The sequence below is a fragment of the Streptomyces sp. NPDC127108 genome, assembly GCF_042677545.1.
Lineage (GTDB): Bacteria > Actinomycetota > Actinomycetes > Streptomycetales > Streptomycetaceae > Streptomyces.
In genome coordinates, this window is record NZ_JBHXTE010000007.1 from 1 (window position 1) to 17,923 (window position 17,923).

General features: G+C 71.6%; 15 protein-coding genes. 4 read left to right on the top strand and 11 right to left on the bottom strand.

Going from position 1 to position 17,923, the window contains the following annotated elements; genetic code table 11:
* Positions 1-112: 112 nt before the first annotated feature.
* Positions 113-1,222, top strand: coding sequence for a phosphodiester glycosidase family protein (locus tag ACFVHO_RS07570; protein ID WP_385711533.1), 1,110 nt, complete (start codon positions 113-115; stop codon positions 1,220-1,222).
* A 51-nt stretch (positions 1,223-1,273) separates the two neighbouring features.
* On the opposite strand, the gene ACFVHO_RS07575 is transcribed toward ACFVHO_RS07570, so the two are convergent.
* From ACFVHO_RS07575 to ACFVHO_RS07585, 3 genes are all read right to left on the bottom strand, one after another.
* Positions 1,274-2,866, bottom strand: a complete 1,593-nt coding sequence (locus tag ACFVHO_RS07575; protein WP_385711223.1) for a hypothetical protein — start codon at positions 2,864-2,866, stop codon at positions 1,274-1,276.
* Positions 2,867-3,014: 148 nt separating this feature from the next.
* Positions 3,015-3,209 (bottom strand): hypothetical protein, encoded by a 195-nt coding sequence (locus tag ACFVHO_RS07580; RefSeq protein WP_190119224.1) that lies wholly within the window; start codon positions 3,207-3,209, stop codon positions 3,015-3,017.
* Between the two features lie 133 nt (positions 3,210-3,342).
* Entirely contained in the window at positions 3,343-4,251 is a 909-nt protein-coding gene (locus tag ACFVHO_RS07585) for a phosphatidylinositol-specific phospholipase C/glycerophosphodiester phosphodiesterase family protein (protein ID WP_385711225.1), read from the bottom strand.
* Positions 4,252-4,650: 399 nt separating this feature from the next.
* On the opposite strand from ACFVHO_RS07585, the gene ACFVHO_RS07590 reads away from it, so the two are divergent.
* Positions 4,651-5,376, top strand: a complete 726-nt coding sequence (locus ACFVHO_RS07590) for a hypothetical protein (protein WP_385711226.1) — start codon at positions 4,651-4,653, stop codon at positions 5,374-5,376.
* Here the strand turns inward: ACFVHO_RS07590 and ACFVHO_RS07595 are convergent.
* Entirely contained in the window at positions 5,348-6,496 is a 1,149-nt protein-coding gene (locus ACFVHO_RS07595) for a hypothetical protein (RefSeq protein WP_385711228.1), read from the bottom strand. The genes ACFVHO_RS07590 and ACFVHO_RS07595 overlap by 29 nt on opposite strands.
* Positions 6,497-6,922: 426 nt before the next feature.
* On the opposite strand from ACFVHO_RS07595, the gene ACFVHO_RS07600 reads away from it, so the two are divergent.
* On the top strand, positions 6,923-8,308 hold the full coding sequence (locus tag ACFVHO_RS07600; RefSeq protein ID WP_385711230.1) for a hypothetical protein: 1,386 nt from the start codon (positions 6,923-6,925) through the stop codon (positions 8,306-8,308).
* A 61-nt stretch (positions 8,309-8,369) separates the two neighbouring features.
* Here the strand turns inward: ACFVHO_RS07600 and ACFVHO_RS07605 are convergent, their stop codons facing one another.
* The 6 genes from ACFVHO_RS07605 to ACFVHO_RS07630 form a co-directional block, all read right to left on the bottom strand.
* The gene (locus ACFVHO_RS07605; RefSeq protein WP_385711232.1) at positions 8,370-8,828 is read right to left on the bottom strand and encodes a hypothetical protein; all 459 of its coding nucleotides are present in this window, start codon (positions 8,826-8,828) and stop codon (positions 8,370-8,372) included.
* Between the two features lie 62 nt (positions 8,829-8,890).
* Positions 8,891-9,955 carry a 2-hydroxyacid dehydrogenase gene (locus tag ACFVHO_RS07610; RefSeq protein ID WP_385711234.1) on the bottom strand — a complete coding sequence of 355 codons (1,065 nt, stop codon included), beginning with the start codon at positions 9,953-9,955 and terminating at the stop codon, positions 8,891-8,893.
* A gap of 76 nt (positions 9,956-10,031) precedes the next feature.
* A complete protein-coding gene (locus tag ACFVHO_RS07615; RefSeq protein WP_385711236.1) occupies positions 10,032-10,646 on the bottom strand; it encodes a histidine phosphatase family protein in 615 nt (204 codons plus the stop codon).
* Complete coding sequence (locus ACFVHO_RS07620) at positions 10,643-12,355, bottom strand: FGGY-family carbohydrate kinase (protein WP_385711238.1); 1,713 nt, start codon at positions 12,353-12,355, stop codon at positions 10,643-10,645. Before ACFVHO_RS07620 ends, ACFVHO_RS07615 begins: the two co-directional genes overlap by 4 nt.
* On the bottom strand, positions 12,348-13,913 hold the full coding sequence (locus tag ACFVHO_RS07625; protein WP_385711535.1) for an FGGY family carbohydrate kinase: 1,566 nt from the start codon (positions 13,911-13,913) through the stop codon (positions 12,348-12,350). Before ACFVHO_RS07625 ends, ACFVHO_RS07620 begins: the two co-directional genes overlap by 8 nt.
* A 5-nt stretch (positions 13,914-13,918) precedes the next feature.
* Positions 13,919-15,223: an MFS transporter gene (locus ACFVHO_RS07630; RefSeq protein ID WP_385711240.1), complete on the bottom strand. Its 1,305-nt coding sequence runs from the start codon at positions 15,221-15,223 to the stop codon at positions 13,919-13,921.
* Between the two features lie 282 nt (positions 15,224-15,505).
* Between ACFVHO_RS07630 and ACFVHO_RS07635 the strand changes: the two genes are divergently transcribed.
* The gene (locus tag ACFVHO_RS07635) at positions 15,506-16,321 is read left to right on the top strand and encodes a DeoR/GlpR family DNA-binding transcription regulator (RefSeq protein ID WP_385711242.1); all 816 of its coding nucleotides are present in this window, start codon (positions 15,506-15,508) and stop codon (positions 16,319-16,321) included.
* Between the two features lie 109 nt (positions 16,322-16,430).
* Here ACFVHO_RS07635 and ACFVHO_RS07640 read toward each other — a convergent pair whose 3' ends face one another.
* Positions 16,431-17,849: an amidase gene (locus ACFVHO_RS07640; protein WP_385711244.1), complete on the bottom strand. Its 1,419-nt coding sequence runs from the start codon at positions 17,847-17,849 to the stop codon at positions 16,431-16,433.
* Positions 17,850-17,923 lie beyond the last annotated feature (74 nt).

A 17,923-nucleotide genomic window follows, 5' to 3' on the forward strand; every position in this document is an offset into this window, starting at 1 on the left:
TCCGGGGGTCGGCCCGCCCTTTTTGTAACGCCCCCGGGGGGGGGGGGCCCCCCCCCGGGGGGCGCCCCCGCCCAGCGGCGTTTCCGGCGACGACACGGCGAAGAGCACGCGCATCGCGCCCGGGGTGGAGTACCGGGACTTCGACATCCCGACCCCGCGCGGCCCCGCCCACGCCCACGTCCTGGAGGTGGACCTGCGGGATCCGCGGGTCCGCCTCGGGCTGCTCCACCCCGGCGCGGTCGGCGCCCGGCAGCCGGTGTCCGCGATGGCGGACGGCGCCGGGGCCGTCGGGGGCGTCAACGGCGACTTCTTCAACATCACGGAGACCCAGCACCCCGGGGTGGAGGCGACCGGCGCGCCCGTCGGCCCCGCCATCGCCTCCGGCCGCGACCTCAAGGCCGCGGTCCCCAACGGCCAGCGCTTCGGCCCCGCGCTGCCGCCCGGCACCACCACCGAGGACGTCCTGGGCGTGGGCATCGACCGCAGGGCCCGGCTCGACCGCATGACCCTGGACGGCCGGATCCACACCCCGTCGGGCCGCCTGCCGCTGCGCGGCCTCAACCAGTACGCGCTCGCGGAGGGTTCCATCGGAGCGTTCACCAACGTCTGGGGCGAGACCTCGCGCGTGCGGGCCACCTGCGGCACCGACACCGACCGGGGCGCGCCCTGCAGCACCGACACCTACGAGGTGACGGTGCGTCACGGCCGGGTCGTGGGCCGGGCCGACACGCCGGGCCGCGGCCCCATCGCCGAGGGCACCACGGTTCTCGTCGGCCGCGAGGCGGGCGCGCAGGAGCTGCGCAAGCTGTCGCCCGGCGACCCGGTGCGGGTGCGCCACCGTCTGGTCGCGGCGGCGTCACGCGTCCCGTACAGCTTCGCCCTCGGCGGCTACCCGCTCCTGCGCGACGGCGCGCCACTGCCCGGACTCGACGACCGGGTCGCGGCGGTGCGCACCTCCGCGGGCATCTCCGCCGACGGCAGGCGCCTGTATCTCGTCGCCCTGGACGGCGCCCCCGAGTTCCGCGCCGGTCTGACGATCGCCGAGGTCGCCGCCTCCTTGCGCGCCCTCGGCGCCGACGACGGCTTCAGCCTGGACGGCGGCGGCTCCAGCACGCTCGCCGCGCGGGAGCCGGGCGCACCCGCCGTCTCGGTGCGCAACCATCCGAGCGGCGGCGCGGAACGCCCGGTCCCCAACGGCATCGCGGTGTTCTCCCGCGGCTGAGGCCTGCCTGGTGGATCAGGCCGCCTGATCACGGGTGCGGGGCGCACCCGGTCACGGAGTCCCGTCCCGCACCGCCACCAGGCCGTTGAACACCCCGACGTACGCGGTCCCGTCCGGGCCGAGCGTCACGGGCGCCCAGTTGTTGTCGTACGCGACACCCGTGCCGGTGAGCCGCTTCCAGCGGGGCTCGCCGGTGCGGAAGTCGACCGCGGTCAGGTACCAGGCGTCGATGCCGAGGCGGTTCGGTTCCTTCGTGTAGAAGTACAACAGCCCGTTCGTGGTGGACAGCTTGGGGACGGTGGAGGGCGAGCGCACGGGGCTCTCCCACACGGTGTCGCAGCCGCTGCCGTCCGCGCGCACGTCGACGCGGCTGACGCCGCCGACGACGCTGCGGCCGAAGGTGAGCGATGTGATGTTCTCGTAGCCGTAGTTGTTCTCCACGACGAGGCTGTTGCCGTGGCTGATCAGGGAGTTGTCGGTGGTCGACGCGCCGGATCCGAACACGGGGACCTGGCAGACCAGACGGCGGTTCTCCGGCACGTCCGGGTCGCGGCGGTAGACGAGGACGTGCATGCGGTCGTCGGCGTTGTCGGTGATGGCCACGTAGTCCTCGTCGGAGCCGAAGAGGTCGGGCGTGGTGCCCGAACCCTGGTTCACCGAGCCGGGTTTGGTGCCCGTGCCGCGGTCGTAGGTGCGGCGCCAGAGGACCTTCGGGGTGCCGTCGGCGGCGGCCTCGAAGCTGTACAGGGCGTGGTCGGAGACGATCGAGACGCCGTCTTCGGCGACGGAGAACGAGTTCTGGATCTCCTCGCCCGCGAGCCGCACGGAGCGGACCGCGCCGCTGTCCGGGTCGACGGTGCCGACGCGGCCCTGCCGGGTCACCCACCAGATCCGGCCGTCCCAGTCGGGCATGACGGAGGTGACCGGGTCGCAGGTGCCGCTGGGGTACAGGTTGGTCCACGACACACAGTCGTGCGGGACGTGCGCGGTCAGGTCCCAGTCCTTCTCGACGACGAACCGCCAGGTGCCGTCGGGGGCCCGTTCGTGCGCGAGCCGCACGATGTGCTGGCGGGAGTCCGCGAGGACGAGCCGGTCCTCGTCGTCGAGGTAGGAGTAGGCGCCGCCGGACGTGTCCTTGAAGATCTTCGAGAAGTCGAGCCGGGTGATGGCCTCAATGGTGGAGGGGCGCTGCGGCAGCTTGTACTCGGCGAGGGTGCGCAGACTCCCCGGGTCGAGCAGCTTCACCAGGAAGCCCGAGAACGTGCCGCAGACGGTGACGATCCGCCCGTCCTTGTCGAAGGTGACGGTCGCGCACTCCCCGCCGAGCGCGGCCATCTTCTCGCTCGTCACCCGCGGTTGGTGGCCGAGCGGGCCGTTCCACGGGTAGGTGCCGCTGCCCGCCGTGTCGGCGTGCATGCCGCTGCGGCCGTTGGCGGCGAGGCGGGGGTGCTGCGGCGGCGGGTCGCCGGGGACAGGGCGGGCCGGGACGGGCTGTCCGGTGTACGGGGCGACGAGCCGGTGGCCGGGGGCGTTGGGGATCTCGTCGGCGTGTGCCGGGGCGGCGAGGACCGGCAGGACGGCCGCCGTCAGGGTGAGGCACAGCGCGAGGGCCCGGCCGCGGTTACTTCGGGTAAGGCGTGGCATGGCCCGAAGCTAGGGCCGCCCCCTTGAAGTGTCCATGCAGGCACGGGAGTTGTTCACGGGACCGAAACGATCACGCCAGGAAGGCGGGAAGGGTGCGCACCGCCGGACCCGGCGGGCCCGGACGTCAGCGGCGGATTCAAAGATGGACTCAGGGGTGGATGCCGCTGACGATGTCCGCCGTCGCCGTCATGCCGTTGTGGATCGTGGGCGCCACGCTGGTGCTCGCGAGGTAGAAGCCGAGCAGGCCGCAGATGACGGCGTGCGACACCTTCATCCGGCCGTGGCGCAGCACGACCACCGCCAGGATCAGAAGCAGCAGCCCCACGGAAATCGAAACGGCCATCACGGACCTCCTCCGCCACGCCGGAATCACGACTTTCGGCGGCAAGTGTGGCGTAGCGGAGGGTTTGTCCGAGTGAGATGTGTGTCCGCCGGACGGGTGGTTCCGTGGGAAAGCGGAGGAGCGGCCGTTACCTTTACCTTCCGCGCGCGTCCAGGAACTGCTGGAGCCCCGCGAGGTCGTCGGTGTTGAGGTGGTCCACACCGGCCGCGAGCAGTTCGCTCCAGACCGCCTCGCGCTGTGGGCCCGCCAGGTCGGGAGTGGCCCAGAAGCGGACGCGCTGCCCGCGCCCGTGGGCCCTGGCGACGATGTCCCGCAGCTTCTGGCGCTCGGCGGGCGGGATCGGACCGACGCCCTGCCAGGTGAAGTTGAGCGACCAGTTGTCGCTGATGAGCGGAATGAACGAGGCGGGCGCCGCGGTGCCGAGATCGGCGAGACGGCCGTCGTAGAAGGCGTGCCGGACCCGCTGCGCCTCCATCGGCACACGGGCCGCGCGGTCACCGGAGATCACGGCGGTGACGGCGGAGCGGCGGACCTTGCCGTACGCGTACGTGGTGAACAGGTGCCGGTAGCGGCGCAGGTGCAGATCCAGTTCGCGGTACGTCGACGCGCCCTCGGTCTTGATGTCGATGAGGAGCTGGAACTCGCCGTGCCAACGCCGGTACACCGAACCGTGGTTCGCGCGGACGCGCTCCGCCAGCGGGTCGAGGTAGAGCGATTCGAGAGTGCGGGTCGGGTCCAGGTCCTCCGGGTCGTGGGCGACCAGGAGCTTGCCGCCGACGAGGAAGATGTCGGCCTCGACGCTGGTGAAGCGGTGGTCGAGGGCGTCCAGGAGGGGGCGGGGGTGCTCGTAGTCGTTGTGCGCGTGGGCCTGCGCGAGGGGGCGGGGACGCGGGTGGCGGGCTGCGGCCTCCCCGGCGGGGAGCCGCCCGGACCGGCCGGACGGCGACCGGTCGGCGGCGTGGGCGAGCTGGGGCGCGGCGACGACGACCGCGAAGGCGGCACCGAGGGTGCCCAGGGCTCTGCGACGGGTGAAGGGGGCCATGAGGGTTCTCTCCCGGGGTCAAATGGGGACGGGGGTGGGTCCGGCGGTGGCCGGAGCCTCAGTGCGTGAGGCTCCGGGCTATTACCCCGCCCAAAACCTCAAGGCGCTACGGCGCAACGACAGGCCGGACCAGGCTAGTCGCGACGTCCGAGCCATCAAGTGATCTGCCCATGCACGCTGAAGGAACGGCTGGATACCAAAGCGACCCCACACCAGCGACATCGGCCGCCCCCGCCAACTGAACTGTCGGTGAGGGGCAGATTGGTAGGGGCAGAGCACCAGACCGTCTCCTTGGGACACCTTCCAGTAGGCGGCAGCCCCAACCACGATGAGCACGAGTACGGGCATCACGACGCCCTTGGGCTTAGCGGGGTTGGGGCTTGTGTGTCGCGGATTTCCATGAAGCTGCCGGGGCTCGTGGGTGGTCGTGGTTCTGTGCCACGTGTCGTCGAGATAGCTGAGGTTGCCATGTCCGGGTTGGTTTCTGCTGGTGCGCGTGCGCGCCAGGTGTGTGAGGTGGTGGCGGACGGCTCGCTGCTGCCGGAGACGACGGTGACCGAGGTGCAGGCGCGGGGCGTGAAGGCCGTGCTGGCTGTGCGGTTGAACTCGGCGGAGGTGGGGCGTCGCGCCCGTGAGGGTGTGGCGCCGTTGCTGGACATGTCCGTACTGGACACGTTGATGCAGTTGCCTGCCGGGCTGCCGGTGCCTGTGGAGTCGTTGACAGCGAGGGAGCAGATGCGGCTGCGGCGTTGTCCGAAGAACACCGTGGAGCAAAGTGAGGGGCAACTGGTGCGTCGTCTGGTGGCTCCGCTGGAGGTCGATCTGGCGGTGACGCGAACGCACCGGCCTGGCGGGCCTGCTCTGCAGCGGGCGGGCCGTTTCGGTCCGTACACCCCGTCGGCGGTGTGGCTGGATGGTCCAGCTGCGGGTTCGGAGCTGATGGTGATCGAGGCCGGCGTGTACGGCTTGGGTGTGGTCCGTGCGGCCGACGGCGAGGCACCGGAGTTGATGGTGGCGCCTCGGTCGTCGCTGCGTTTCACGCCCACGGCCGCGGGCTGGCTGTTCGCCGAGCAGGTGTACGGACAGTTGCTCGGCGCTAGTCGGGATCTCCTGCCCACACCCTGAGCCAGCGCGGAGTTTCCAGGGCTCCGGGCCCGGAGAGGAGTTCGCGGAGCTCTTGGTGGGCGTTGTGTGCGTCGTAACAGAGATGCTGCCAGGTGGAGCGCCGGTCGGGTCCTGGTTCGGTGCGTTGCAGGTGGTCGGCCCAGGGAAGCCAGGTCGCGTTGTTGTGCCGGTTGGCTTCCTCTTGATCGCTGAGGTTGTGGTCGAAGCGGAGCAGGCTGCGCCCTGTGCAGACGGTGCAGTCGCAGCGGGGCCCTGGCAGTCTGCCGTACAGATCTCGCAGCGTGTCGGCCCTGAAGTAGTCCATGAGTTGCGGGTGAAGCACCATCGTCGTGACGTTGCTTTTCCTCGGCATGGGTGGCCCTGTGCTGCCGGGCGGGCGGATGTGCCTCATCGGTGTTTGCATGCCGATGGAGACGAAGAGGGCTCCGTGGGCATAGGCGTCCAGGCCGGCCAGGTCGGTGCGGATGAGGGCGACTCGCTCAAGGCTGGTGATCAGTTTGCGTAGTGCGATGACGGTGCCTCTGGTGGCCAGTGGGTTCCGTGCCGCGCCGAGGGCGATTGCCTTGATGTGGGGCAGGTCGGCGAGGGTGGCGATGAGGTAGTCGAGGTCACCGGGCTCGCGCAGCCACTGGTAGTCGAGTGGCAGCGTGAGGATGGTCCGCTGGGAGTCGAGACCCCACGCGGCCTGGGCGGCTGCGGCTACCGTCTGGCGGTCTCCGGCGCGGATGTAGCGGGTGGGGGTGAGACTGGCTGTGGCCCCGTTGTACAACTGTCCTTGCTGACTGTTGCGGAGTTCTTCGGCTTGGTCTTCTTCGAACAGGGACTGTTGCCCGCTGAGGCTGTGGCTTGCGAGCCGGAAGGGGGTGTCGGGGGTTGCGTAGTCGCCGTAGCTGTCGGGGTCGGCGAGTTGGAGTCGCTGGCCGGGTGCCTGGCGGTGGAAGCTGCAAATGGCCGGGAGTGCGTCCGCGCCGCAGAGGATGATCCCGTCGTGTTCACTGGCGGAGCGTGCCAGGTTGAAGCCGTTTCTGGTGCTGGCTCTGGTGTGCACGAGGATCTTGTCCTGCAGCAGTTTCCATGCGGGCCCTGTTCGGCGTAAGTGGTCGCCGGGCTGCTCCGTCATCCGCCCCTCCCCCAGTCGCGGATCGCGTTGTCCGCGCTTCACAGAGTGATGGCGGCATGTGGCTGCGGCAAGGGCGCGTACCCGTTGGATCATTGGCACCGCTCTCCGCAGTCACTTCGCTGGCACTGCCTCATCCGACAACTGGAACGTATTTCCTCGACGGGGTCCCGTCCGGTATCCGGCATCCGGTGTCTTCTTTGGTCGACGATGATGCAGGTGTGGCGCTTACCGGGCTGTTCGGAGCTGCGGGTGCTGGTGTGCTGTGCGCCATTCTCGGTCGCGATCGCGCCAGTCGTGTTGTGCCGTTGCTGGGATAGATGGGCTCCCTTGATACGTGTGACTGGGCCGTGCCAGTGAGGTGGTCGCGGCGTCACGTATTGAGGGGGGCTTGTGCAGAGAATCGGGACGCGCAGATCGCGTCTGCGCTTGTCGGCGGTACTGATACCTGCGCTACTGGCATCGGTGGTCGCGCCGCTGGAAAGCGCTCGGGGATCGGAGGATCCAGAGCAGGAGGTCATTACGACGATCGGGCCGGTGGGCAGCAGGCTGCCGGATCTCGACGAACTGCGGAAGCCGGGTGCAGTCAAGGGACTGCGGGCTTCTCAGGAGGCGAGGCCGACGCACGGCACGTTGCCTCGGGAGACGGTCGGGCCAGCGCGCGAGGCGCTTGCACGGGCCGGGAAAGTCTCGGCGACGAAGGTGGAGGGCGGGTCTGAAGCGAGGGGCAGGAGTGGTGTGTCGGCGGCAGCGGTTTCGTTGCCGGAGCCTGCGCACACGATGACTCCGCGGCAGTGCACGAGCGGCCTGGCGGGCAAGGATTTCTACATCCGGTCGCGGTTCGCGGTGTGCTCGGGCAAAACGTTCAAGACGGCGTGGCTGCGCGGTGGCCGACCGGTTGGTGCGAGTTCGTTCACGGTGCTGGCCATCGGGACGATTCCGAAGAACAGCCGCACGATGACCGTCGTGTACCACTTCACCAACTTCGTGGCGACGGGCGTACATAACGCTCCGGGGATGAACATCAGCACCAACGCGAAGATCGCGAAGAGTTGGCCGACCCGGGTGCGCTACAAGCACGGCGGCGTCGGAACGTCCATGCCCGTGAAACGGACTTGGGCACAACTCCTGAACGGTGGGAAGTTTAAGCACACGGTGTATGCGGCGGCGGGACAGGGTGCCAGCGGTTCAGACGACAGCATTTTCGCTGTCTATCAGCCCACGATCAAGGCGACTCCTCCGCCAGGGTGGGGAGAGGTGCACCCTGTCGGCGGTGACCTGTTCATGCTGCCGCCGCGCTGGGACAAGGCCAAGTACCTTCCTCATCGCGCGAAGGGTGCCGCGATATTCAGTGTGGCGACTGCACTCATATACAGCACCAGGGAAAGTGCTCCAGAGAGTGCTGTAGCCAAGCATGTCAAGCGGGCACTGACGCGCCCCGACCAGACTCAGCCGCCTTACCTTCACAAGAAACTCGCGGGAGGGAGCCCAGACGATCCGTTGACTCGCCTTTTCAAGGACGAACGCCGAAAGCAGGCGAACTACAACCGGTCTCGCTACAACTGCAAGAAGTACTTCGGTGACGACTACACCCAAGGTGGCAGGAAAGAGTGCGACGAATACCCGATGAAGACCACCTATCAGGGTTCGGCTGCATCGGAATATGACCCGCGATTCCATAAGAGGAACTTCAGTGTGCAGGCGCTGTCGAAGAAGTCCAACGGTGCTGCAGGCAACCTGCTCGCTCAGTACTACGACAAGAACCGGCTGATCGATGGGCCGGACGACGGCTTCTTGATGAAGATCACGTCCTGAGCGGGCCGGCGGGGCCGGCGCGTGGACACGATACGTGGATACCGCCGTCGGCCCTGCTGGTTCAGGCCTTGGGCCAGAGCTGGAGCACGTACCGCTCGACTCCGTCGACCGCTCGGTCCCGAGATTGCTCGGCAACCTCGGCCCGGCCTCCGCACACGACACGGACAGCCCAGGTCTCGGGCTTGTCGGGCAGACGTACCGGGTCGGGCCACGGTCCGCTGGTGAGGCCGCGCGCCTGGAGCTGCCCGGACGTGCAGCGCATCTCGGTGAGTTCGGATTCATCCCAGTCTCCGGGCGGCGCGGGAACTGGTTGGTCCCAGACTTCGATCGTCATGGTCGCGCTGTGGGTGTGACCCGCGCTGGTGAAGGACAGCCGCCCAGGATGCGCTGTCAGAAAGGGGCCCTGTTCCCAGTCTTCAGGGAACGGCACCGGGACTTGACTGTCGTCCCAGTCCTCCACCGCGAGGCCGTAGTAGTCGACGGGCACCCTCACTACTTCACGGCTGATCAACTCGGCCATTCCGTCTGCCTCCGGGGAAATCACTCAGGGACAGAGATACCGTAAAGCACAGCCCCCTGCGTTCACCGCGGTCGGCTGACGGTGACCTCTGGGTTGGCGCAGTGAGCCAGCGGCTCGCCGCGCAGGTAGCGGCCGACTTCCGCCGCGACGATGCGGGCCGCCTTGTGGGCGACCTCCTGGCTGGCGCCCGCGATGTGCGGGGTCATGACGATGCCGGGCGTGGACAGGAGGCGGGAGTCGGCCGGGACGGGCTCCTGCGGGTAGACGTCGAAGGCCGCTCCGGCGAGCTGTCCGCTGTCCAGGGCGTCGCACACGGCGTCGTAGTCGAGGAGCGCGCCGCGGGCGCAGTTCACGAGGACCGAGCCGCGCGGCATGCGGGCGATCTGCTCGGCGCCGATCATGCCCTTGGTCTCGTCGGTCACGCGGGCGTGCAGTGAGACGATGCGGGCGCGCGTCAACAGCTCGTCGAGCGTGACCTGTTCGGCGACTCCGGCCAGCGCCTCCGCGGATACGTACGGGTCGTGGACGAGCACCTCGGCGCCCATGGCCACCAGGATCCGCGCGACCCGGCTGCCGATCGCGCCGTACCCGACCAGGCCGACGGTCGCGCCCTCGATCTCGATGCCGCAGTTGTCGTAGTCGTAGTAGTCGCCGCGCCACACCCCCAGGCGCAGGTCGGTGTGCGTGTCGCCGACGCCGCGCGCCGCCGCGAGGAGCAGCGTGAGGGTGTGCTCGGCGGTGGCGACGGCGTTGCGGCCGGGCGCGTAGCAGACGGCGACGCCATGCCGGGTCGCCGCCTCCAGGTTCGCGTTGACCGGGCCGCCCCTGCTGACGCACATCAGCTTGAGGTCGGGGCAGGCCGCGAGGACGCGTTCGGTCAGCGGCGCCATCTGCGTCACGCACACCTCGACACCGGCCAGCGCCTCGATCAGCTCGTCCTCGGTGCCGGACGCCTCGATGACCTCCCCGACGGGGCCGAAGGGCGTGTGCGGCCAGGGCAGGGTCAGCTCGCGGACAGCCACGGCGCCGCCGGTGGCCCTGCGGACCTCCTCGCCGAGCAGGCGCGGCAGGACGAAGTGGTCGCCTGCGGCCAGGACGGTGACGCCGGTGGGGTCGGTGGTGCTCATGGGGGCTTCTTTCTGTGCGTACGGGACCTGGGTGTTACGGGACCTGGGTGTACGGAAGGGCAGGGGTGCCCCCGCGTCAGTGCGCTGGGTGCGCCGGCGCGTTGAAGCGCAGGAGCGACGACTGCCCGTCGCACAACCGCAGTTCGGTGAGGGTGCCGTTGTCCATGTGCGGGAACACCCGGCGGTACTCGCTCAGGGGGATGCCGAGCTGGTCGCAGAGGGTCAGGCGCAGCAGCGTCGAGTGGGCGACGACGAGGACGCGGCCGTCGGGGAAGGCCGCGGCGACGTCGGCGAGGCACGCGCTCGCACGCGCCGCGGCCTCGCGCGGGTCCTCGCCGTCGGGCAGGTGGTGGGCGACGGGGTCGTCGAGGAAAGCGTCCAGCTCGCCGGGGAAGCGGTCGCGCATCTCCGCCCGGGTGAGGCCCTCGCCTCGGCCGAAGTCGACCTCGCTGAGCCGTTCGTCGACGCGCGGCGTGAGCCCGAGCGCCTCCCCCGCGGGCGCCGCCGTCAGGCGCGCCCGCGACAGCGGCGAGCTGAACACCGCGTCGATGCGCTGCCCGGCCGCCCAGGCGGCGAGTTCGGCGGCCTGGAGCCGGCCGCGCGGGGTGAGCGCGACGTCGGTGCGGCCCGCGTAGCGGTTGCCGTCGTGCCAGACGGTCTCGCCGTGGCGTACGAGAATGACGTGGGTCACTGCGCTGTTCCTCTTGCTTGTCGGTGGTCTGCGCGGGGCGCTGCTCGGTGGTCTGCCTCCGTCACCGCTCCGAGTCCTGCGTCCGGCGCGGATCGGTGGTCCGCCTCCGACTCGGATCGGTGGTCCGCCTCCGGCTCGGTTCGGTGCTCTGCCTCCGTCACCGCCCCGCGTGCCGCAGGCTGCGGCCGGTGTGCCCGCGCGCGTGCGTGGGCCGCGACCTCCGGGGCGAGCCAGCCGCGGGCGGCGAGCGCGTCGACGAAACCGAGGTAGACGGGTGTCCAGCGGGCCGTCCGTGCCGGGTCCGGGCGGATCTCGGCGCCCGGGCGGACCATCGCGTCGGCCGCGTCCCGCACGGGCACGCCGCTCGACGTCGCCGCGAGGACGGCCATGCCGATGGCTCCTTCGGCCTGTTCGGGCACGCGCACCGCCCGGCCGAGGACGTCGGCGCGCAGTTGGTTCCAGTAGGCGTTCCGCGCGCCGCCGCCCGTGAAGGTCAGCGGCCCGTCGACGGGCGCGCCGATGCGGTCCAGGTAGTCGAGGCACAGCCGCTCCACGCAGGCCACGCCGAGCAGGTGGGCGTGGAAGAGCCCGGCCTCGCCGCGCGGTGTGCCGAGGACGAAGGGCGTGGCGTCCGCCGCCCGGAACGGGAAGCGTTCGCCGCCGGTCGACACCAGGGGGTACGCGACCGCGTCCCCGTCCAGGGCGGCCCCGGCCGCCGTGAGCCGCGCGAGGTCCGCCCCCGGGAACTCCCGCGCGAGCACGCCCGCTCCGCTGCTGGACGCCCCGCCGGGCAGCCAGGTGCCGCCGGGGCCGCGGTGGCAGTAGACGACCCCGCCCGGGTCGCGTACGAGGTGCGGGCTCGTGCCCTTGAGGACGAGCGTCGTGCCGAGCACCGAGTTCCACGCGCCGGGCGCCAGCGCGCCCGCGCCGATCTGCGCGGCGCAGCCGTCCGTCATCCCGGCGACGATCGCGGTCCCTTCAGGGATGCCGGTTGCTTCGGCGGCCGCCCCGCACACGGTGCCGAGCACGCTGCCGGGGCGCACCACGTCGGGCAGCACCCGGGCGGGCACGCCGAGCGCGGCGAACTCCTCGGCGGGCCAGCGTTCGTCGACGAGGTGGTAGCCGGTCTTCAGGGCGTGGCTGGCGTCGCTCGCGACCTGACGTCCGGCCAGGCGCCAGGTGACGAGGTCGGGCTGATGCAGGACACGGGCGTCCGGGCACGCTGCAGCCCGCGTGTGTTCGAGGAGCCACAGGAGCTTGGGCAGCGCCCAGGACGCCTGCATGGAGCGGTAGCCGAGCTCTCCCCAGACGGCGCCGCCGACCGCGTTGACGCGGGCCGCCTGGTCGGTGGCGCGCCCGTCGTCGTACATCAGGCCCGGCGTGAGCGGGCCGCCCCGGCCGTCGGCGAGCAGGAGGGTGCCGGAGGTGGCGTCGAGGGCGAGGCCCCGCACGCGGGCGGGTTCGTCGAGCGCGGCCGTGGCCTCCCGGCAGGCGACGGTGAGTGCCGTCCACCACTCCTCGGGGTCCTGCTCGTGGCGGACGCCGTCGCGGTGGCTGGTCAGGGGCCGGGACGCGGCGGCGAGGACGGTGCCCGCGGAGTCGACGGCGACGCAGCGGGCGCTCTGGGTGCCGAGGTCGAGGCCGAGCCAGACGGCTTCGGGCGGGAGCCCGGCGGGGCCGCGGGGCGGATGGGGGGCGGGGTCAGGCACGGGGGGCTCCTTGCGGTGCGGTGCGGGATCCGGGCGGTGATCCGGGTGACGTGGTACGGGAACCGGGGGTCGCCGCCGTCCACCCGGCCTCGCGCGCGAGCGTCCGCCACCGCAGGAACTCCTCGTACAGCCCGGTGTAGAACTGGGCGCGCTCCGGGTCTGGCTCCCAACTGGTGCGCATCCGCACGTACTTGGCGGCGGCGCTGTGCATGCTGGACTCGGCGCCGGTGAGCACGAGCCCGGTGAGGAAGGCGCCCTTGGCGCCGAGTTCGGTGTCGCCCGAGCGGGCCGTGGGCACTCCGGTGGCGTCCGCGATGAGGCGGCACCAGTCGTCGTTGTTGGCGCCGCCGCCGCACAGCCTCAGCTCCGTGACGGTCGTACGGGACGCGGCGAGCGAGTCGCGGACGACGAGGGAGAGGCCGTCGAAGACGGCGCGGGCGAGGTCGGCCGGGGTGTGCTCCAGGGACAGGCCCCAGAAGGCGCCGCGGGCGCGCGGGTCGAGGAACGGCGCCCGCTCACCGGCCGGGGACAGATACGGCAGGAACATCAGACCGTTCGCTCCGGGCGGCGCGGAGAACGCCAACTCGCCCAGTTCCGGCGGCCCTTCGAGCTGGAGGGTGCGCGCGGCCCAGGACAGGACCTCGACGCCGCTGAGGGTCGGGAAGGCGCGCAGGACGCGCTCGCGGCCGCGGTAGGCGATGTTGATGCCGGACGGCTCCCCGGTGGCGTCGACGTCCTTGCGGACGATCTCCGTGCACAGCGTCGTGCCGAGGATGCCGCACGCCTGACCGGGGTTGACGACGCCGACGCCGCGCGCGGTGGAGGCGATGTCGTACGGGGCCATCACGACCGGGAGGCCCGGCTGCACGCCGAGTTGGGCCGCCGCGTCGCCGGTGATCTCGGCGATGCGCTCGTGCTCGCCGAGGACCTTCGGCAGCAGCCGGGCGTGGTCGGTGAGCCCGAACAGGTCCACGATCCCCGGGTCGTAGTCGCCGGTCGCGTGATCGAGGAACGGCGCCGACGCGTCGGACTCGTCGATCGCGGTGACACCGGTGAGCTTGAGGAACAGCCAGCCCGCCGCCGTCAGTGAGGCGCTGGAGCGGGCCAGGCGGTCCGGGTCGTGGGCGTCGAGCCAGCTGAACACGGCGTTCGGCATGCCGCTGCACGTCAGCGAGCCGTTGCGGCGGAACGCCTCCCGCAGGACGCCTTCGCGCTCCCAGCGCGTGAGGATGTCGCCCGCGCGCCCGTCGGACCACAGGACCGCGGGCCCGGTGGGTCGCCCCTCCGCGTCCACGAGCCAGGCCCCGTCGCCCTGCGCGGTGAACGTCACCAGCCAGACGGGGTCGGTCGCTCCGGGCCGCTCGGCGAGGGCGGACAGGGCGGTGCGGACGGTGTAGACGACGGCGTTCCACACGGTGTCCATGTCCTGCTCGGCCCAGCCGGGGTGGCGGCGCTGCACCTCGGTGGCGAGCCGGGAGACGGCGAGTTCGCCGCCCTGGTCGTCGAAGACGACCGACTTGATCATGGTGGTGCCGACGTCGATGGCGAGTACCGACATGGTGGTCACAGACCCTTCGTGGCGGGGGTGGCGACGGTGTGCGCGACGGCGTTGGGTACGGGGCCGCTCTCCGCGGCCGTGGTCCTCAGTACGAGGGTGAGGGCGGCGCTCACCGCGTGGAACCCCGCGAAGATCCAGACGACGCCGCCCACGCCGAGCGGCCCCCGGAAGAGGCTGACGACGAGCGGCCCGACGAACGTGGAGGCGCCCGCCCCGAGGTTCAGGGCCGCCATGGCCTGGCCCTTGTGGGCGGGCGCGATGGCGGTCATGAGGGCGGACAGCGGCACGTACCCGGAGAGGGTGGCGCCGTACAGCACGGCGACCAGGACGCACAGCGCGTACTGCGCGCCGGCCGCCGCCGGGACGTAGTACAGGAGCAGCGTCGAGACCGTGCAGCCGACACCGCCGCACCACGCGACCGTCGCCCGCCAGCCGACCTTGTCCCCGACGACGCCGAACAGCAGGTTCGTGACGATGTTCGTGGCGAACATGATGGCAAGGAGTCTGAGCCACTGGGCGCCTGAGAGCCCGACCTCGTGCCGGAACCACGCCGGAAGCATCACCAGAAAGCCGAACTGCGAGGCCGTGTTGAGCATCCGCACCACGGCCCCGGCGCCGACCCGCGGCTCCCGCACGAGGATGGTGAGGCTGCCGATCAGCCCGGTCAGGGGGCTCTCCCCCGCCGGGGCGAGGCGCCCGGCCCCGGTGGGCTCGCGCACCAGGAGCAGCGCGATCAGCCCGCCGACCGCCACCACGCCGAGCGCGACCCACAGGGTGCCGCGCTCCCCCACCCTCGGGATGAGCAGGCTCGCGGTGAGCGAGCCGAGCGTCGGCAGGCCCGCGGAGAACGCCGACCAGAACCAGCCCATCGCGCTGCCCATCTGCTTCGGCGGCGCGACCGCGGCGATCCACACGAGGAACGCGTACGCGAACAGCGGATACGCGAGGCCGCGCAGGCCGTAGCCGAGCAGGAGCAGCGGATACGCCTCGCTGGGGACGGCGACCGCGAGGAAGAAGACGTGGGTGACCACGAAGGCGCCGAGGCCGAGCCACATCACGCGGCGCGGACCCCACAGGTCGGACAGCGCGGCGGACAGCCATCCGGCGACGGCGCCCGTCACGCCGTACACGGTGAACACCATCGCGACCTGCGACGACGGGATGCCGAGGTCTTCCAGGTACGGCGCGAGGAAACCGGCCTCGACGCCGACGCCCGTCATGAAGACGAGCAGGCCGAGATAGCCCCAGGAGAGGGGCCCCGGGACACCGGCGCGTGTGAAGAGCGAACGCGGCACGGGGCTGTTCGTCATCGAAGCTCCCCCTGAGGGCGTGGTCTTGACAGGGTCGGGCGTCCCTTGAGGGGGCCGGTCCCGACTGGGCTGGAGAGAGCAAACAACTGGCCGAAAAGGCACGTCAAACAGTTCGCGAATCCTCACGCGGGGCGGGCGGGACACCGCGTGAGGAGGGTTGCGCACACTGCCGCCGTACTGGGGCGGGGCCCCGCAATCCGAGTGATATACGTGAGATCATCACTCGGAGATTTCACACACGAGGTGGCCTTGGGAGCAGAGGTGACCTTGGGAGGCGGAGCCATGACCGGACCCGAGAACCCTGAGGGCAGCGACCCCGGCGACCGCGTCGAGGCCCGTGAGCGGCGGCGGCGCCGGATCCGGGACCTGGTGGTCGCGGGCGGCTTCGTGCGGGCCGCGGACCTGGCCGACGACTTCGACGTGAGCCTGATGACCGTCCACCGCGACCTGGACTTCCTCCAGTCGCAGGGCTGGCTGCGCAAGGTGCGCGGCGGGGCGACGGCGCTGCCGTCGGCGCAGTTCCACGGCAGCGTCGCCGAGCGCATGACGACGATGGCCCAGACGAAGCAGCGGCTCGCGCGCGCCGCGGCCAGGCTCCTCGTCCCCGGCCAGACGGTCCTCCTCGACGACAGCACGACGTGCCTGCACCTGACCCGCGAACTGACCGAGCACGCCCCGCTCACGGTCCTCACGAACTCGCTGCCCGCGATCACGGCACTCGCCAAGGAGCCCGGCGTCTCCCTCATCGCGCTCGGCGGCGCCTACTTCCCCGCGTACGACGCGTTCATGGGCCTGCACACAGCCGACAGCGTGGCGGCGTTCCGCGCGGATGTCCTCTTCATGTCGACGACGGCGGTGACCCGCGGCCGCTGCTATCACACGTCACCGGAGACGGTGCAGGTCAAGCGGGCGATGATGGCGGCGGCCACGCGTCGTGTGCTGCTCGCCGACCACACCAAGTTCACCCGCGACGGCCTGTACGCGCTCGCGCCGGTCGCGGACTTCGACGTGGTGGTCGTGGACGACGGGCTCGCGCGGGAGGAGGTGCGGGCGATGCGGGAAGGGGGGACGGAGGTGCTGGTGGTGGAGCGGGGCTGAGGGCGGGGCGAAGGCGGGCGAGGTTGAGGGCGGGGCAAGGGTGGGGCGGGGCTGAGGGTGGGGCTCGGCGCCTGCCACGGTCGGACGCGGCGCCTCGCACGGCAAGGGCTCAGCGCCTGCCCACGAAGGCGGGCGGTGTCCGATCGCTCCAGGGCAGGGCTTCCTCAAGCCGGGCGCCGAGGCGGACCAGCAGGTCCTCCCTGCCGTGCGGGGCGACGAACTGCACGCCGATCGGCAGTCCGTCCCGACTCTGTCCCAGGGGCAGGCTGAGGGCGGGCTGCCCGGCGAGGTTGAACACCACCGTGAACGGCCCGACGTCGAACAGCTTGCGCAGCCAGCTCGCCCCGGTGTGGCCGGGCTCGTCCGACGACAACGCGCCGTGTGGCGGCGGCAGTTGACCGAGGGTCGGGGTGACGAGCAGGTCGTGGTCGGCGAAGAACGCGCCGACCGACCGGCTCACCCGGTTCTGCGCGTCGAGCATGGCCATCAGGTCCAGTGCGCCGAGGCGATCGCCCTCCTCCAGGACCTGCCGTGACACGGCCTCCATCCTGGCCGGGTCGGGCCGCCGAGGAGCGGTGAGGAAGGGCGCCGCGACGGCGAACACCTCGGCCTCCGCGCCCCGCACGACGTCCTCCCAGTCAAGGGCGGGGCTCGCCTCGGTGACGTCGTGACCCAGCTCCGCGAGGAGCCCGGCCACGCGGAGCGTCACGGCGGCCACCTCGGTGTCCACGTCCGCTCCGGACCAGGCCCGGGTGGTGACGGCGACCCGCAACCGGCCGGGGGCTGCGGGCAGTTCGGCCGCGTAGGGGCGCAGGGGCGGCGGCGCCGTGTACTTGTCGCCGACCCCCGGGCCCTGGACGGCGTCCAGGACGTGCGCGGCGTCACGAACCGTGCGGGTCAGCACGAACTCGGACACCGCGCCGAAGACCGGGTCTCCGCTGTCGGGGCCGCACGGGGTGCGGCCCCGGCTCGGCTTCAGGCCCACGAGGCCGCAGCAGGACGCGGGGACGCGGATGGAACCCGCCGCGTCGTTGGCGTGCGCGAGCGGCACCGCACCGGAGGCGACCATCGCGGCGGCGCCGCCGCTGGACCCGCCCACGCCCCGGCCGGGATCCCACGGGTTGCGGGTCGGCCCGGTCCGCAGCGGCTCGGTGGCGAAGCTGAGGCCCAGCTCCGGGGCCGTCGTCAGGCCCAGCGTGACCAGGCCCGCGGCCCGGAACCGCCCCATCAGGTCGTGGTCGTGCCGGGCGCGCACCCCGGAGAGGCTGCGGCTCCCGGCGAAGAACTCCACGCCCTCGGCCATCGGCCCGCCGTCCTTGATCAGGAACGGCACCCCGGCGAGCGGCCCCTGCCGGGCGTGGTCGAGCGCCGGGGAGAACACCGGCGCCGCCAGGCCGTTCACCTCCGCGTCCGCCGCCTCGACGGCCTGCCGCGCGACGGCCTCCACCTCGGCCGCGGTGACCTTCCCGGCCGCCATCAGCTCGCGCAGTCCGACGGCGTCGCACCGCGCGTACTCGTGGAGTTCCACAGCCACCCCTCCTGGTCACCGCGGGGGCCGACCGGCCCCCGCCGAAGAGTTCCAGAGGCGGATCACGCGGGTCC

Coding starts and splice junctions, on each gene's coding strand:
- ACFVHO_RS07610 (WP_385711234.1), bottom strand. CDS start 9,955: ATGAGCACCACCGACCCCACCGGCGTCACCGTCCTGGCCGCAGGCGAC.
- ACFVHO_RS07625 (WP_385711535.1), bottom strand. CDS start 13,913: ATGTCGGTACTCGCCATCGACGTCGGCACCACCATGATCAAGTCGGTC.
- ACFVHO_RS07595 (WP_385711228.1), bottom strand. CDS start 6,496: ATGACGGAGCAGCCCGGCGACCACTTACGCCGAACAGGGCCCGCATGG.
- ACFVHO_RS07575 (WP_385711223.1), bottom strand. CDS start 2,866: ATGCCACGCCTTACCCGAAGTAACCGCGGCCGGGCCCTCGCGCTGTGC.
- ACFVHO_RS07605 (WP_385711232.1), bottom strand. CDS start 8,828: ATGGCCGAGTTGATCAGCCGTGAAGTAGTGAGGGTGCCCGTCGACTAC.
- ACFVHO_RS07630 (WP_385711240.1), bottom strand. CDS start 15,223: ATGACGAACAGCCCCGTGCCGCGTTCGCTCTTCACACGCGCCGGTGTC.
- ACFVHO_RS07635 (WP_385711242.1), top strand. CDS start 15,506: ATGACCGGACCCGAGAACCCTGAGGGCAGCGACCCCGGCGACCGCGTC.
- ACFVHO_RS07590 (WP_385711226.1), top strand. CDS start 4,651: ATGAAGCTGCCGGGGCTCGTGGGTGGTCGTGGTTCTGTGCCACGTGTC.
- ACFVHO_RS07580 (WP_190119224.1), bottom strand. CDS start 3,209: ATGGCCGTTTCGATTTCCGTGGGGCTGCTGCTTCTGATCCTGGCGGTG.
- ACFVHO_RS07585 (WP_385711225.1), bottom strand. CDS start 4,251: ATGGCCCCCTTCACCCGTCGCAGAGCCCTGGGCACCCTCGGTGCCGCC.